At 44.8% G+C, this 16,591-nt stretch carries 16 protein-coding genes; 11 read left to right on the top strand and 5 right to left on the bottom strand.

Translation table 11 applies throughout. The features are described 5' to 3' along the window. Positions 1-2: 2 nt before the first annotated feature. A complete protein-coding gene (locus tag V3C10_02305) occupies positions 3-1,151 on the top strand; it encodes a pyridoxal-phosphate dependent enzyme (GenBank protein ID WVP62670.1) in 1,149 nt (382 codons plus the stop codon). 132 nt (positions 1,152-1,283) lie between these two features. Here the strand turns inward: V3C10_02305 and V3C10_02310 are convergent, their stop codons facing one another. The 5 genes from V3C10_02310 to V3C10_02330 all read right to left on the bottom strand — a co-directional run bounded on the left by V3C10_02310 (position 1,284) and on the right by V3C10_02330 (position 6,212). Next, positions 1,284-1,703: a NifB/NifX family molybdenum-iron cluster-binding protein gene (locus tag V3C10_02310; GenBank protein WVP62671.1), complete on the bottom strand. Its 420-nt coding sequence runs from the start codon at positions 1,701-1,703 to the stop codon at positions 1,284-1,286. A 131-nt stretch (positions 1,704-1,834) separates the two neighbouring features. After that, the gene (locus tag V3C10_02315) at positions 1,835-3,763 is read right to left on the bottom strand and encodes an extracellular solute-binding protein (protein ID WVP62672.1); all 1,929 of its coding nucleotides are present in this window, start codon (positions 3,761-3,763) and stop codon (positions 1,835-1,837) included. Then, positions 3,763-4,584 (bottom strand): ABC transporter permease, encoded by an 822-nt coding sequence (locus tag V3C10_02320; GenBank protein WVP64562.1) that lies wholly within the window; start codon positions 4,582-4,584, stop codon positions 3,763-3,765. The genes V3C10_02315 and V3C10_02320 overlap by 1 nt, the downstream gene beginning before the upstream one ends. Further along, a complete protein-coding gene (gene potA / locus V3C10_02325) occupies positions 4,577-5,653 on the bottom strand; it encodes a spermidine/putrescine ABC transporter ATP-binding protein (GenBank protein ID WVP62673.1) in 1,077 nt (358 codons plus the stop codon). Before potA ends, V3C10_02320 begins: the two co-directional genes overlap by 8 nt. Before the next feature lie 25 nt (positions 5,654-5,678). Then, a complete protein-coding gene (locus tag V3C10_02330; GenBank protein WVP62674.1) occupies positions 5,679-6,212 on the bottom strand; it encodes a helix-turn-helix domain-containing protein in 534 nt (177 codons plus the stop codon). A 527-nt stretch (positions 6,213-6,739) separates the two neighbouring features. Here V3C10_02330 and V3C10_02335 point away from each other — a divergent pair. The 10 genes from V3C10_02335 (at position 6,740) to V3C10_02380 (ending at position 16,453) form a co-directional block, all read left to right on the top strand. After that, positions 6,740-7,831, top strand: coding sequence for a lactonase family protein (locus V3C10_02335; GenBank protein ID WVP62675.1), 1,092 nt, complete (start codon positions 6,740-6,742; stop codon positions 7,829-7,831). Between the two features lie 2 nt (positions 7,832-7,833). Continuing rightward, on the top strand, positions 7,834-9,006 hold the full coding sequence (gene aroC / locus V3C10_02340; protein ID WVP62676.1) for a chorismate synthase: 1,173 nt from the start codon (positions 7,834-7,836) through the stop codon (positions 9,004-9,006). Between the two features lie 116 nt (positions 9,007-9,122). Beyond that, the gene (locus tag V3C10_02345; GenBank protein WVP64563.1) at positions 9,123-9,719 is read left to right on the top strand and encodes a TIGR01440 family protein; all 597 of its coding nucleotides are present in this window, start codon (positions 9,123-9,125) and stop codon (positions 9,717-9,719) included. A gap of 30 nt (positions 9,720-9,749) precedes the next feature. Then, positions 9,750-9,947, top strand: a complete 198-nt coding sequence (locus tag V3C10_02350) for a hypothetical protein (GenBank protein WVP62677.1) — start codon at positions 9,750-9,752, stop codon at positions 9,945-9,947. Between the two features lie 21 nt (positions 9,948-9,968). After that, a complete protein-coding gene (gene rlmD / locus V3C10_02355) occupies positions 9,969-11,405 on the top strand; it encodes a 23S rRNA (uracil(1939)-C(5))-methyltransferase RlmD (protein WVP62678.1) in 1,437 nt (478 codons plus the stop codon). A 184-nt stretch (positions 11,406-11,589) separates the two neighbouring features. After that, entirely contained in the window at positions 11,590-12,300 is a 711-nt protein-coding gene (locus V3C10_02360; GenBank protein ID WVP62679.1) for a hypothetical protein, read from the top strand. Positions 12,301-12,702: 402 nt separating this feature from the next. Beyond that, entirely contained in the window at positions 12,703-13,110 is a 408-nt protein-coding gene (gene rhuM, locus V3C10_02365; GenBank protein ID WVP62680.1) for a RhuM family protein, read from the top strand. A gap of 403 nt (positions 13,111-13,513) precedes the next feature. After that, positions 13,514-14,017: a hypothetical protein gene (locus V3C10_02370; GenBank protein WVP62681.1), complete on the top strand. Its 504-nt coding sequence runs from the start codon at positions 13,514-13,516 to the stop codon at positions 14,015-14,017. Between the two features lie 421 nt (positions 14,018-14,438). Continuing rightward, entirely contained in the window at positions 14,439-14,801 is a 363-nt protein-coding gene (locus tag V3C10_02375) for a nucleotide pyrophosphohydrolase (protein ID WVP62682.1), read from the top strand. Positions 14,802-14,803: 2 nt separating this feature from the next. Next, positions 14,804-16,453 (top strand): DNA/RNA helicase domain-containing protein, encoded by a 1,650-nt coding sequence (locus tag V3C10_02380; GenBank protein WVP62683.1) that lies wholly within the window; start codon positions 14,804-14,806, stop codon positions 16,451-16,453. Positions 16,454-16,591 lie beyond the last annotated feature (138 nt).

Here is a 16,591-nt window from a genome sequence, read left to right on the forward strand (position 1 = left end):
CTTTGGAAAAATATAACGACAGGATCGAGGGAATGTACTGTATCCGCTGCCACAAATCATTTGAGGTGGGAGATTATCCGACGGGATGCCCCTGCTGTGCGAAAGAAGGCCACTATGCCAGCATCGCTTTCAAATACAGGCCAGGCGGCAGTATCAGGAAAGAAGAAAAGGGGATGATGCGCTACGCCGATTTTCTGCCATATGAGAAAATACCTTCCATGGGAGAGGGAGGAACGCCTTTCATTCAGGTCCCCAGACTGGCGGAGGATCTGGGGCTCGCTTCTTTTTATCTGAAAAATGAGTTCCAGAACCCCACAGGTTCCCACAAGGACAGGACCAGTCCCTTTGTAGTGAGCAGGGCAATGGAGAGAAAGATCAGGACGGTTGCCGCCGCATCCAGCGGCAATGCAGGGGCCTCGGTGGCGGCGTACAGCGCCTTTACGGGGCTGAACTGCGATATTGTGGTGCTGGGGTCGGTCAGCCCGGTATGGGAGGCCGCCATCGCATCCACGGGAGCCAGGCTGGTGAGAGCGGGTTCACCGGAAGAACGGTATGAGCTGATGGACCGGAAGGAGAAGGATGGCACTTGGTATATCACCACAAATTATCTGCTTCATCCTGTGGGGAGCAATCCATGGGGGATTCAGGGATATAAGACAATTGCCTATGAGACTTATGAAGCGTTCGGAAAAGACGGACTTCCCGATGTTATCCTGATTCCCGTGGCCAGAGGAGATTTGCTGTGGGGAATCTATGAGGGATTCCGGGAGATGAGGGAGGCGGGATGGATCGATAAAATACCACGCCTTGTGGCCGTGGAGCCAATAGCCAGAATCAGCCGCGTGCTCTCAGGAGAGGATTACAGGGGACAGTTTACCGGTGACGACGATCTGACGCCCTCCATCGGCGGCTGGACCGTGACTTACCAGTCGGAACTTGCGGTGAGAGAGAGCAGGGGAACGGCGGTGAGCGTTCCGCAGAAATGTGTGATGGGGCTTGTGAGGGAGATGGCAGGATACGGGCTTTACCTGGAAACCTCTTCGGCGGTGATTTTAGGTGCACTGAGAGAGCTGATTGAAAAGGGAGAAGTGAAAAGTAGGGATCGGGTGATGGCGGTTGCTACATCGCATGGGTTTAAGAATATGCCGTAGCTGCAGTTTAGGAGTCCCCCCCACAGACGGAACGGAACTTCAACATAATATAGCCCCGGAACGATGCAGCGTCTTGCCTGCCGCATCGTTCCGGGGCTATTTCCCTATGTTCTTTTCGCATTCTACAGTTTTTTAGAAACAGGAGCTGCCGCAGGCGCTTACATTGCCGTCGCACTCTTCTTCCTCGCCGTCCTCATGATGGTGGCCGCAGGAGGAGGTGCAGGTAGCGCAGGAACCGGCTGTGTCAAAGTGAAGCGCTCCGCCGAGAAAATCAGCTACCCTCTCGTCCGCGTCACCCGAAGCGCCGCCCAGAATCTGGATGCCCGCATTCTTAAGGGCAGCCACGGCTCCGACGCCAATGCCGCCGCAGATCAGTACGTTAACGCCTCTCTCCGCGAGGAAGTCTGCCAGAGCGGCATGGCCGCTTCCATTGGTATCGACTACTTCGGAGGAGAGGATCTCATCATCCACCGTGTCATAAATTTTAAAATACTCTGATTTGCCAAAGTGCTGGAACACCTGGCCGTCTGTGTAAGGTACTGCAATTTTCATGTTATGCCTTCCTTTCCATGCTTTCTGCATTAAAACGTTTGGCCGGCCATATCGTTTACAGAATGAAGAATTTAAACGGCCGGCTAAGTATGATTGTACGTTTTTCCTGCCGCTTTTTCAAGTCTTCTCCATCAGTTTGATTTTACTTCTTTCCACAGATTGTTATAAACCGCATCCGTCTCATCACCGAGATAACGGTAAACTTCACAGTTGTCCAGCTTATCCATATCCGGGAAAACGGCTTTGTTGTTCTGCATATCCTCGTCCAGAAGAGCCTTGGCCGCCTTATTCGGCGTTGCATAGGTGATGTATTCAAAGTTTTTCAGGGCGATATCGGGACGGCATAGGAAATCAATCCATTTCTCGGCGTTTTCTTTATTCTTTGCACCGGCCGGGATGACCCAGGAATCAATCCACAGGTTGGTGCCTTCCTCGGGAAGGACATATTCCAGGGTGTAATCGAGATTCTGGGCCTCCACCTCCTCCTGGATGTAGAGCATCTCGCCCGAGTAGATAACACCCAGGGCCGCTTCGCCGCCAATCATCTTATCGCGTACCTGATCGATGACATATGCCTGGACGAGCGGTTTCTGTGTAATCAGATCGGCCTTGGCAGCCTGAAGCTCATTGATATCTTCGGTATTCATTGAATAACCGCGTGCTTTCAGGGCTACCATGAAGGCGTCGCGGACGCTGTCCTGCATAAGGATTTCTCCCTTGTATGCCGGGTTCCAGAGGTCGGACCATTTTTCGGGAACCGGAAGGCCGCGCTCCTCGATTGTTTTAGTGTTATAAAGGATTCCCACGGTGCCCCAGGTGTATGGTACGGAGTAAAGGTTCTCCGGGTCAAATTCCCGCGACATTTCGATAAATTTGGGATCGATGTTGGCGAGGTTCGGGACATTGTCAAAATCAATCTCGGCAAGAAGGCCGTTCTCGGCCATTTTCTGAATCATATAGTCGGACGGGCAGACGACATCATAATTTACCGCTCCGGCCTCGATGACGGGGTACATTTCCTCGTTTGTCTCAAACAGGTCATAGGTGACTTTGATGCCCGTCTCCGCTTCAAACTCCTCGATGACGGAATCATCGATGTATTCGCCCCAGTTGTAGACGAAAAGTTCGTTGGAATGCTTGGTGGAGTAACGCCCATAGGTGGTAAAACCGACCACGCAGATGATCACTACCGTGGCAAATCCGAGTACGCCGCGCTTAATGTTGCTGTTTCTTTTCCTGCGTCTGATACTTTCATCCGGAGAAATCGTTCCCGCGGTCTTTTTCGGTTCATCCGGAGAAAAATTAGTGATGATTAAAAGTACCAGGACCGTCACGAAAATGATCGTGGACAGCGCGTACATGGACGGCTTAATACCACGTCTCACCTCGCTGTAAATCAGCGTGGACAGGGTGTCGATCCCCGCGCCCCTGGTAAAATGGGTGATGATAAAGTCGTCTAACGACATGGTAAACGCCATCAGAAAACCGGACAGCACTCCCGGCATAATGTCGGGAAAGACCACCTTGAAAAATGCCTGCACCGGGCCCGCGCCCAAATCCATCGCCGCCTCATAGGTGGACTTGTTCGTCTGCTTCAGTTTCGGCATGACGCTCAGGATGACGTAGGGAATGTTAAAGGTAATATGCGCGATTAAAACGGTTTTGAATCCCAGGGAGATGCCGAAGGCGATAAACGCCAGCATCAGGGAGATTCCGGTTACAATCTCGGAATTTAACATCGGAATGTTGTTCACGCCCATGACTATGGTGCGCGGCACTTTTTTCATGCTGTTAATGCCGATGGCGGCCACGGTTCCGATAATCGTGGCAATGAGCGCCGAGGCGAAGGCGATAAGCAGCGTGTTGTAGAGGGCGTTCATAATTGCCTGGTTCTCAAACATCTGCGAATACCATTTTGTCGTAAAGCCGCCCCAGAGTGTTCTGGACTTTGTATTATTAAAGGACAAAACCATCATTGTGACAATGGGAGCGTATAAAAATATCAGGATCAGCGCCAGGTAAAAATCCTGGAAAAACTGTTTTAACGTATATTTTCTCATCAGAATGCAGTACCCTCCCCTTCTTTATCGTATTTGGCAATGAGGGCCATACTCAGTAAAATGAATACCATCAGCACGAGGGAGAGTCCGGAACCCAGGTTCCAGTTGCTTCCTTTTGTAAATTCCTGCTCGATGACGTTGCCGATCAGGAGGATTTTGCTGCCGCCCAAAAGGTTTGAGATAACGAAGGTGGTCAGGGCGGGAACGAAAACCATCGTAATGCCGCTGATAATGCCGGGCAGGCTTAAGGGAACCCAGATATGGGTAAGCGTCTGGAACTCATTGGCGCCCAAATCCTTGGCCGCATTGATGGTGTTGTCGTCGATCTTGGCAAGCACGTTGTAAATGGGGAGAATCATGAAGGGCAGGAAGTTGTAAACCATGCCCAGGATGATGGCCCACGGTGTATTGATGATGGCGATATTCGGCAGGTGGAAAAAGTTCAGGATGCCGTTGATAACGCCGTTCTTTTCAAGCAGGGTCTGCCAGGCCAGGGTGCGCAGCAGGAAATTCATCCACATCGGAAGGATGAAGATAAACACCATAAAGCTGCCCTGTCCGATGTTCTTTTTACGAAGAATCATGGCCAGTGGATAAGCCAGCACGAGACAGATCAGTGTGCTTAAGAGCGACAGGCCGAGGGAGAGAAAAAGCGCCTTGGCGTGTTCGGGCGTACCGATTGCCATCACGTTTGACAGTGTAAACGCCCCGCTTTTGTCGGTCAGGCCGTAGAAGACGATCAGCAGAAGCGGGATGATGGTAAAACCGATCATCCAGACAATATAGGGGCCGGCCAGAAGCCGTTTTGCAGATTTATTCATCAATACTTACCGCCTCCTCATCTTCCGAGGCTGGTTTATTCATAATCTGGATATCAAAAGGATCAACGTGGATGCCGACCTTCTCGCCCACCGGGCACATATCCGTACTGTGAACCAGCCATTCAAAACCGTCGGGGGTCGTAACCTCCATCTCATAGTGTACACCCTTGAAAATCAGGTGGGTGACAACGCCTTCCAGCGTTCCCAGCTCCGGTTTCACAAGGTCGATGTCCTCGGGGCGGATGACCACGTCCACCGGCTGTCTTACTCCGAATCCGCGGTCCACGCAGGGGAACTTTGCGCCGAAGATTTCCACCAGCTCGTCGTGGAGCATCAGTCCGTCCACAATATTACTCTCACCGATAAAATCGGCTACAAAGGCGTTCTCCGGCTCATTGTAGATCTGTTCCGGGGATCCCATCTGCTGGATGTAGCCCTGGTTCATTACGACGATGGTGTCGGACATGGTCAGCGCTTCCTCCTGGTCGTGGGTTACATAGATAAATGTGATTCCCAGCTCATTTTTCAGCCGGATCAGCTCATACTGCATGTCCTGGCGGAGCTTGAGGTCCAGGGCTCCGAGCGGCTCGTCCAAAAGCAGGACCTTCGGCTCATTCACGATGGCGCGGGCAATGGCGATACGCTGCTGCTGTCCGCCGCTGAGCGAGTCGACGGAACGGTTTTCAAAGCCGTCCAGATTGACAAGTTTTAAAGCGTATTTGATCTTATCATCGATATACTGCTTGGGTTTATTCTTGATTTTAAGGCCGAATGCGATATTGTCGGCAATGCTCATATGGGGAAACAAAGCGTATTTCTGAAATACGGTGTTTAACTGGCGTTTGTTGGGCGGAAGTTTGGTAATGTCGTTTCCGCCGAAAATCACTTTTCCTTTGTCGGCGGATTCGAAACCGCCGATGATGCGAAGGGTGGTCGTCTTGCCGCAGCCGCTGGGGCCGAGGAGGGTGACGAAGGAATTCTCCTTAACGGAGAGGGAGAGATCATCAAGGACAACATTGCTGTCGTAGCTCTTGGTTATGTTAACTAAATCAATTAATGGCTGGCTCATAGTTTTCCTCCGTGTGTAATAATGATCAAAAGCTTGGCGGTGAGCTGACCCATAGGATGGCTGCCCCCGATTTGCTCGACAGGTAATGTGTCTTGTCGCTTATATAGTAGAAGGATTCCCCTTTTTTAGCTCTATAAGTACGGTTCCCCAGATGGATGGAGATACTGCCCTGCAGTACGTAGCCGAATTCTTCTCCTTCGTGCGGAGCGTCCGGATAGGTGGAGCCGTCGGGCGACAGGACAAGGTGGATTGGTTCCATGATGTTCTTCTGGGCGTTTGGGATAATCCACTTGATTTCATTTTTAAGCTCCGTATCCTCTTTGGTAAAATAATCACTTTTTCCAAAGACGATCTGTTCCTCCGGCGTTTCATTGAAAAATTCGCCGATGGTAGTGCCCAGACATTGCAGAATATCCATCAGCGTGGCGATGGACGGAGAGGTCAGATCCCTCTCCAGCTGGGAGATAAATCCCTTGGAAAGCTCCGCGCGGTCCGCCAGTTCTTCCTGGGTCAGTCCCTTTAACGTCCGCAGCTCCTTCAGTTTGGCTCCGATATTCACGGCTTCCTCCTTTCGTGCGGAATGCTTTTTGCAGCGCGTGATAACCGCACTGTTATTACCGTACTCTTATTTTGCGTTTTAATTCTGTTATTATAAGGAAAAAGTTTACCATTACTAAATGAATGTAAAATTAACTTAAAAGTTTAGCAATAATAAACATAGCGCAAGTATCATTATACAGGAACTGCGACTGCTGTCAATAGTTTTTGGGGGAATTCGGAGAAAAATGTCGAAGTGTGTTTATCGGCCGTTCCGACAGGATTTTGGCGGGGAGGCAAGGCTCCGTATGGCAGGGATTGGAAGCAAAACGGGCCTGCCTCAGGAGGCGATTGACAACAGGGATGAAAAAGATGATAATAGATGTAAAAAATGCCCGAAAACTGATTAAAGTGGGTGCAAAAATGACGCGGTGCTGGTAAAATAGAGGGAAAGAGCAGCCGGACCGGCGCGCGGGAACACAGATAACCGCAGGGAAAGGTAACATGCGGCCGACAAATTAAAGGGACAGAATATGAGGAGGAAAAGAGATGCAGAATAAATACATGGCTTACGTAGGTTCTTATTCATACAACGGACAGGCTAAGGGTATCACCGTTTATGACGTGGATGTGGCTAAGGGCTGTTTTAATTACAGGTGTGAAGTGGAAGTGGACAACTCCTCCTATCTGACCGTATCAAGCGATGGAAGAACCCTGTATTCAATTGCAGACGAAGGCATTGTTTCCTTCCGTATCATGGAGAACGGGGGCCTGTCCAGGCTGAACAGCGTGAATATCAAGGCGATGCGCGGCTGTCATATCGCCACGGACGCGGCCGATGAATATATTTTTGTTTCAGGATACCACGACGGAAAAGAGACGGTTCTGAGGCTGAATGAGGACGGTTCCGTCGGTGAAATTACGGACGGTGTGTTCCATAAGGGCCTTGGGAGTGTTGCGGAGCGTACGTTCCGTCCGCATGTAAGCTGCGGCGCCAGGACGCCGGACGGCCATTTCGTGCTCGTTGCCGATCTTGGGATTGATCAGGTAAAGGTATACCGTTTTGATGAGAAAAAGGGGCTCCTCACCCAGGTAGACGCCCTCCGCTGCGAACTGGAATCGGGTCCGAGGCAGTTCCTGTTCAGCAAAGACGGCAAATTTATATATCTGATGTATGAAATCAAAAACGTAATCGACGTATTTACCTATGATTATGAAGAAGGGGACCGCGTCCCCCGTTTTGAAAAAATACAGACCATTGCATCGACGGCTCCCGAGCGTTTGAGCCAGTTGACCGCAGCCTGTGCTATCCGGTTATCACCGAAAGAGGACTATCTCTACTGCAGCAATGCGGGGGATAACTCGGTCAGCGTATACCGGAGGGATACCGATACGGGCGTACTGACACTGCTTTGCTGCCTGCCGATCAGCGGAGATTATCCAAAGGATGTCGCCGTTTTCCCGGATGAGAAGCATCTGGCTTCCATCAATCACGCCAGCAACAGCATTTCCTTCTTTGAGGTGGACTATGAAAAGGGACTGCTGGTGATGTGCTGCAGAAGCATTGCGGTCAATGAGCCGAACTGCTGCGTGATTACGAAGGTACCGGATGGAAATTCCGGTGGGAAGAAGAGGAAATAAGGATGGCTGGTTCTACATTTGGCAGAATACTTACAATGACCACCTGGGGAGAGTCCCACGGCGCCGGAGTCGGCGTGGTGGTGGACGGCTGCCCGGCCGGTCTTTCACTGACGGAAGAAGACATCCAGAAATACCTGGACAGAAGAAAACCGGGGCAGAGCCGGTTTACGACAAAGAGAAGTGAGAGCGACTCCGTAGAAATATTATCGGGCGTATTTGAAGGAAAGACGACGGGAACCCCGATTGCAATGCTGGTCAGAAACCAGGATCAGCACTCCAGGGACTACAGCGAGATTGCCGGCTATTACAGGCCCGGCCACGCAGACTATACCTTTGATGAAAAATACGGTTTTAGAGATTACCGCGGCGGCGGCCGTTCCTCCGGCCGCGAGACCATCGCCCGCGTAGCTGCCGGAGCAGTGGCCGCGAAGATGCTGGAGGGCTTGGGAATTAAGGTGACTGCCTATACAAAGGCCATCGGCCCTATATCGGTGCAGCCGGAGCGGTTTGATCTGGAAGAATGCGGGCGAAATAAACTCTATATGCCGGATGCCGTGGCTGCTGCGGAGGCAGCGGCTTTTCTGGAAGAGAAGATGGCTCAGAAGGACTCAGCCGGGGGAATCGTGGAATGCGTGATATCGGGCGTGCCGGCCGGGATCGGAGATCCGGTCTTTGAGAAGCTGGACGCTAATCTGGCCAAGGCGATCTGCTCGATCGGAGCGGTGAAGGGATTTGAGATAGGCGACGGATTCGAGGCGGCTAAGACGGTTGGGTCTGTGAATAATGATGAGTTTTGTGCTGTGGGAAAGGATGATGGGCAGTTTTTGGACGCGGCCGGGGCGGTGAATGTGGCTGGGGCGGATGAGACGGCCGGGCCAGGGAAGATTGGGAAACGAACGAATCATGCCGGAGGCGTGCTGGGCGGAATCAGCGACGGAAGTGAGATTGTATTCCGGGCTGCTTTTAAACCGACCCCGTCGATTGCCTCTGTCCAGAAAACGGTCAACCGGGACGGCGAGGAGATAGAGGTCACCATTAAAGGACGCCACGATCCGATTATTGTGCCGAGAGCGGTTGTTGTTGTGGAGATGATGGCGGCATTTACCGTGGCGGATATGATGCTGGCGGGGATGACGTCGAAGATGGACAGGATTCGGGAATTTTATTTGATTTAAGTTTGTGATTTTAAGATAAGGAAGTGTGGGAGATGCTGCAGTGAGTGCAGCGTCTCTTTTGATATTGATAACGACAGGTTCTATTTTCAGGAGAAATGATTGTGGTGGAGGAAAAGATTGTGGTAGAGGAAAAGCATCAGGCAGGAATATCGGAAGAGGCAGAAACTGCGGATCAGTTAAAGGAAATAGGTGACAAGGTTAAAACAGCGGTGAGAGAGCTTTTGGATGCGGCGGAAATGGAGAAAGGCCAGATTATGGTTATCGGCTGTTCTTCCAGTGAGATTGCGGCACACAGGATTGGCTCCTATTCCAGCGCGGAAATAGGGCAGACAGTTTACAATGCGCTGATGGAGGAATTGGCTCCGAGAGGAATCTATCTGGCGGCTCAGTGCTGTGAACATTTAAACCGGGCGCTGATTCTGGAAAAAGAGGCAGCAGAAAAATATGGGTATGAGATGGTGAATGTTGTTCCCCAGTTGAAGGCGGGAGGCTCATTCGCAACGGCGGCATATGCGGGGATGAGGGCGCCTGCCGCAGTGGAGCGGATTCAGGCCCATGCAGGGATTGATATCGGAGATACGCTAATCGGTATGCATTTGAGAGCAGTTGCTGTTCCGGTGAGGATTGCGGTGAAGGAGATTGGCGGGGCACATGTGGTTTGTGCGAGGACCAGGCTTAAGTATATCGGCGGTGAGAGAGCGAGATATTTTTGATGGGGAACTCAGGGAGATAGGGAGCCAGGGATGATGGAGAACCCAGGGGATGGAGAACCCAGGAAAATAGAGAACCGAGGAAGACGCAGGGCAGGGGAAATAGGGGCGAAAAGACTTAGACGCAGGAAAAGTATAAATTTAGCAGATAGACAGATACCAAGTAGCTACAAATCCGGGGATGGTATGGATACAGAGACAATTAAGATAGGAAATTCGAAAATATTATAAGGGAAATGTGGAGATAAACGCGTGGATATTAAGAAAAATGATGTATTTGAATTAACAATAGAGGACATGAGTGAGAGCGGTGAAGGCGTTGGAAAACTGGATGGTTACATCTGGTTTGTTAAGGACGCAGTAATTGGGGACAGGATTGAGGCAAAGGCCATGAAAATGAAAAAAAATTATGGTTTTGCCAGATTGTTACAGGTGCTGGAACCGTCCGCAGGCCGTGTGAAAGAAAGATGTCCCGTGGCGCGCCAGTGCGGCGGATGCCAGCTTCAGATGATGAACTATGACGAACAGCTTAAATTTAAAGAGAGAAAAGTATTTAATAATCTGAAACGGATCGGCGAATTGGAGAATCTTTACTTACCTGGAGAGGATTTACCGGGTGATAAGAACGGCCTGTCTGCCGTGGCCGAACAGAAGCCGGTAGTGATGGAACCGATTATTGGAATGGAAGAGCCTTGGCGTTACAGGAATAAGGCCCAGTTTCCATTTGGCATGAATAAAGAGAATCAGGTGATAGCCGGATTTTATGCGGGAAGAACCCACTGTATTATTGAAAATGAGGATTGCCTGCTGGGAGTTCGGGAGAATGGGGAGATTCTGGAGATAGTAAAATCGCTCATGAACCAGTATGGAGTAAAACCTTACCAGGAAGAGACACATTCCGGTCTGGTAAGGCATGTCCTGATCCGGAAGGGTTTTAAGACCGGGGAAGTGATGGTATGCCTTGTACTGAATGGGAAAAAACTGCCTCATTCGGATGCTTTTGTGGAAAAACTGCTGGAAGTTCCGGGGATGACCAGCATTTCTTATAATGTGAATACGGAGAAGACAAATGTAATTCTTGGACGCGAAATTGTCAATCTGTATGGACCGGGATATATTACGGATTATATTGGAAATGTAAAGTATAGAATCTCGCCATTGTCCTTCTATCAGGTGAATCCGGTCCAGACGGAGCGGCTCTATGGAACGGCGCTTGAATATGCCGGTTTGACCGGGGAGGAGACAGTCTGGGATTTATACTGCGGGATTGGAACTATCTCGCTGTTTCTGTCACAGAAGGCAAAGAAAGTCTATGGCGTTGAAATAGTGCCGCAGGCGATCGAGGATGCGAGAGAGAACGCCGCACTGAACGGAATTGAGAATGTCGAGTTTTTTGTTGGAAAGGCAGAGGAAGTGCTGCCGGAACAGTATGAGAAGGACAAGGTTTATGCGGATGTGATCGTTGTGGATCCGCCGAGAAAGGGATGTGACAGCGTCTGCCTTGATACAATTGTCAGGATGGGGCCCAAGAAGGTGGTTTATGTTAGCTGCGATTCGGCTACGCTGGCCAGGGATGTGAAGTATTTGAGGGAGAGAGGGTATGAGGTGGAGAGGGTTAGGTGTTGTGATATGTTTCCGATGACTGGGCATTGCGAAACCGTGGCTCTTCTGACGAGAAAAGACCAGTAAATCAAAGGGATTCAGGGATTTGGACAGGATATGTAGGTGTGTTTTTTGACTTATTGAAATGATATAAGTTTCCGGTTACTGGGGTGGGGGGAGGAAAATGAAGATTTTGTCAAAAGATTTTATACTTTTATTGAAAGATATTAAAAGATTATGAGAAGAATATATGGCATTACGGGAGATACATATGGAGAATATAAAGGATTTGGTCAATTGGATTTTACAGTGTGACGAATTTGTTGTTGATGGAGCTACTGGTATGATATTTGATATCCCGTCCTATGAGATAACACCAAAAGACTTTTTGAAATATGCTCAAATTGATTTGCATGAAAATAATATAAAAGGTAAGGTTGGAGTAATATCAAATTTAAAGAGGGCGCTTGATTGTGAACTTGATATGTTCTTTGAGGCAATAAATTTAAAAGGTATATTTAACAAATACAATTTGAAATTTGAAAGAAAAACTCAATTTTTATCAGACATTGGAATGTTTCCAAATAAATCTGTTAACAAGCTTAATCAAATACGGAATAGGATGGAACATCAATTTACAATACCATCTGTTGATGATTTGGAAGTTTACTATGAATTAATATGGAATATTATTGAGATTGTAAATTTAAATTTGCAATTAATGACAATGGGAGAGGTAGAGGCGACAATTAAAAAAAATGAAGAAGAATTTTATTTTTCAGATAGCTATGATGTTGAAAATAGAAGTTTTAAATTCAGAATACATAATGATAATAAAGAGTATCAACTCACTATTTCTTTAAATAGGCAGGAGGATTATGAAGAATTTACAAAAGCATTTTTAGTTTTTAGAGCTATAATTGAAATACAAAATTTAATGGATATCACTCACTTTATGCAATTATTAAGAGAGATATGTTAAAAAGATATTATTATGTCTCTTATTGATAAATAGAATATGGAAGTGTATTAAAAGGAGTGAATTTCTTTCATAAAGGGGTGGAAGGGGGTAAGAGGGGTAAAATTGTCGTACCATTATGTTATGAAAATACTTTTGCCATGTAGTATAAAATCCACCTTTCAACGCATGTCGAGTCAGTAATAATGATGCGGAATTGTGGTTTAAAGGGAAAATAGAGGGGATTAAGCACAAAATATAGTGCTATTGGCGAAAAGAATGTTTCTTGTAGTTATAATTTTCAAGGATTATGGTATGGTTAAGATTTTGAATTCGGGTTTCGATGTTTCAAAATATAGGCTGGCGATTTTATTGAAGTTTTGTTGCAGCAAAAAGGTAATGCAAAATAATTAGGACAGGGTTACAATGGATAAAAAGGTAATTGTTTTATTTACAGATGGTAATGTTGTGTTAGAAGTACCCATTACGCCGGAACAGGATACGGTATGGTTAAACCGAAATCAGATGGCCGAATTATTTGAGCGTGATGTAAAAACAATTGGAAAACATATTAACAATGCTTTGAAAGAGGAATTGCAGGATCAGTCCGCAATTGTCGCAAATTTTGCGATAGTTCAAAAAGAAGGCGAAAGAACTGTAGTGAGGCAGGTTGCTCACTATAATTTGGATGTTATTATTTCTGGAGGATATCGAGTAAAATCTAAACGTGGTATTGCATTTCGCAAATGGGCAAATAAAGTTCTTCGAGATTACATAGTAAAAGGCTATGCAGTAAATGATTTACAAAATGCGTTGTCCTGTTGCAGCGTGTAAGTACGGCAACAGGAAAGCGATTATGAGGATATGAAAGAATTGTATTAAGTGTAAGCTGTATAAAAATATAAATGAATCAAAATTAAAGCATGACTTTGTGATCTGTTTCTGTGGTATCTATAGTGTTGATAACGGGTAAGAGTATCTGCGCGAATTAACGGTAAGAGAGGAAAGCTATATTGAAGTGTCATTAGCAGAACATGTATAATTAAAAATTCTGAACTGAGAGATACTAATGAAAAAATAATGCACTTGGAAACATATATAAGGGTATAGCTTAATGTTTGCTATTTTAGTAAAACAATTTGAAGAAGGTTAAAAAAGCATAATTTTTGGGCAATTTAAGCGAATATATAAGCCTAGTTTTGGGCTTCATTTATTAATTTGAATACGAGAAAAAAGCATGAGTACAGATAAAGTCCAAATAAGATTGGAAGAATTGAAAGCGTTATACGAAATTGGGAAGAAAGTTAGTTTGATTACTGATAATAAAAGAGCGACAACATTAAGATCAGCAGAGGCTGAAAAAATTGTGGAAAAAGTCTTGTTGCATTGCAATAGCATTACTCAATTATTTTGTATAGGTCTAAAAGATTATACGGAATTAGATTTTGCGTTAATTGCTTCGGCGGCAAGAAATATAATGGACTGCGGGAATGTATATTTTTATATTGCGGAAAGAGGTATATCTGAAGAAGAGGTGAATTTCAGATATAATTTACAAGTCTTAAATTATGATAAAAATATTAAAGATATTTTTCGGAAATTTGATTTTCCTATGAATAGTTTTATGATGAGGCTTAATGACTTTAGTTTTTTAAGAGAAGAAATTAAGAACAGTAGCATATATCAAAACGCTAGTAATAAGGAAAAAAGTATGATACTTTCGGGAAAACAATTTTTTTAAAGGAAAAGAGTCGATATTTTTAGTCCAGATTTAGAATCTGCTATATTTAATATGCTGTCCAATAGTGTGCATAGTTTTTATATTGGCCTAAGTAATAATTCGATAAAAACTCCTGGGGTTTTTGCAAGTTATATTGATTCTTTAATGCTAGGTATTGTATCTATAGAAACTACACTAATATATACAGCTAATATTCTAAATGATTATTTATTACTAAGAAAACAGCTGAACAAGAAAGTGACAAAAGAAGAAAGAGATAAGATTAGGAGGTTAATGAGTACAGAATATCTGATTAATTATTTGAATATTCAGAAAAATGAATTTGATAAAGAAATATTTAATATAGGTATTTAAGTTACATAGTCTCAGTCGGGAATAGATACAATAATGAATTACATCATTCAGATGGGAGTAAGCAGCTATGACAAAAGATAACAATATTCAGGAATTAATAAACAAAATAAATAATTTCAGAGACGAAAGAGAATGGAGAAGTTTTCACAATCCAAAAGATTTATCGATATCAATTTCACTTGAAGCATCAGAACTGCTGGAATTATTTCAATGGAAATCAAGTGAGGAAGCAGTAGAAAAAAATATGGATAGAATGAAAGATGAAATTGCTGATATCTTGATATACCTGCTCATGCTTTCAGATGATTTGGAAATAGATATTTTTAGTGCAGTTATTGAAAAAATCAATAAAAATGGAAAAAAATATCCAAAAGAGAAATGCAAAGGTAAGAGTGATAAATATACTGCTTATTTGGAAAGTGAAAAATAATCATGGGCTTAAATTATAGAATTGACAGTTTTGATGTTGCGGGTTTTGAACTTAAGTATGAACAATATAGGAGTCAGCCGCTTGATACAGTATGTGGCGAAGCCCGTGCATATAAAAGTTATCCGTTAGTATATGCCTTATATAATAATTCTAAAATTTATATTGGAGAGTCTGGCAGATTTTTAGAAAGGTTTCAGGAACATTCACAGATAATTAAACGAGAACGATTAAAGCGATTATTAATTATTTATGGAAGTCTATTTAATTCGAGCGTGATAAAAGAGTTAGAAACCGCTTTAATTGCCTGCTTTCTTGCTGAAAAAAGGGAGGTATTGAACCCAGGCGTATATCAAAAGTATAAAGAATATTCAAATAAAATGGAATCGTATAGTGATATTATTATCCCGGTATGGAATGATTTGAAGAAAAAGGGACTCGTTACTTTGAACCACAAAGATATTGAAATGACTCTACTATACCGCTATTCTCCATTCAAAACGCTGTCGGAACAACAGCGTATGATCGTCAATTTTGTTTGTAATTCTATAACAAACAAGGACAGGCCCCAGAATAGAATCGTTGTTTATGGGGAACCGGGTACTGGGAAATCATTATTAACCAATACGATTGTATATAATCTCGTAAATGAAAAGGGGCTCTCTGCTGAAACGATAGCTGTAATATTGCCTAATAAAACGCTTCCTAAGCTTTTTAGAAGTCTATATAAAAAATTAAACTTAAATGTTAATGTCGCTACTGCAGCGGGGATTATAAACTCAAGCAAGCGATATGATACGATTATTGTTGATGAAGGGCAGCGATTGAGAAAATATTTTTCTAAAGACGGATGGATGTTTAGGCATTTAGATAAGGACAATATTGAGAATAACGAGCTCCAGCAATTAAAGAAAATCACAAATAATCTTGTTATATTTTACGATAAATATCAGAGGATAAGACCTTCTGACATCGACATTGGGACGTTTGAAAGAGGCAGTAAAGAGTTTGATAAGCTTATGCTTGAACAGCAGTTTCGGATCAGGGGCCAATTTAAGGAGGTGGATGGCAAGGATTATATTAGCGCCTTGAAAAATATATTGCAAATTGAGGCGGCATCCTATAACCCCGCTGTATTTGAAGAGTATGATTTTGGTATTGTCCACAGTATGAAAGCATTAGAACGATGGATAGAGGAAAAGCAGTCGCTTCCTGGTTCGGAAAGAAGCCGAATCTTATCGGGATATGCATTTGAGTGGATTTCAAAAAAGGATCCTAGAAAATTTGACTTCATAGAAGGCGATTTTAAGCGGCGGTGGAATACAAATAGTGAAAAATGGACGGAACAGAAAAATTCTAAATATGAGGTGGGGTGTACACATGCAGTTTTAAGCGTCGATTTAAACTATATCGGAGTGATCATTGGTGACGATATTGATATAGATGACGATGGTAAACTTATCGCTAACAGGGATTCGTTTTATGACACGAATGGTAAAACTATAAAAAAAGAAGATCCTGACGATTCTCTATTGGTAGAATATATCAAAAATAATTACTACATTTTATTGAGCAGGGGCATGGACGGGTGTAGAGTTTACTTTACGAACAAGAAATTGGAGGCCTATTTTAAAAGTAAAATGAAAAGGCAATAAGAGAAGCTTTTATTAAAGAGAAGCTTTTTTAAGAGGCTATGTGAAGCCGCAAATGTATTATTACAAAACGGATAAAGAGTAATTTTGGAACAGTCGATCCTGCGAAAAAAAGACAAAACTTTGACTTTATGGGCTCGG

The organism is [Clostridium] symbiosum (assembly GCA_036419695.1).
Lineage (GTDB): Bacteria > Bacillota > Clostridia > Lachnospirales > Lachnospiraceae > Otoolea > Otoolea symbiosa_A.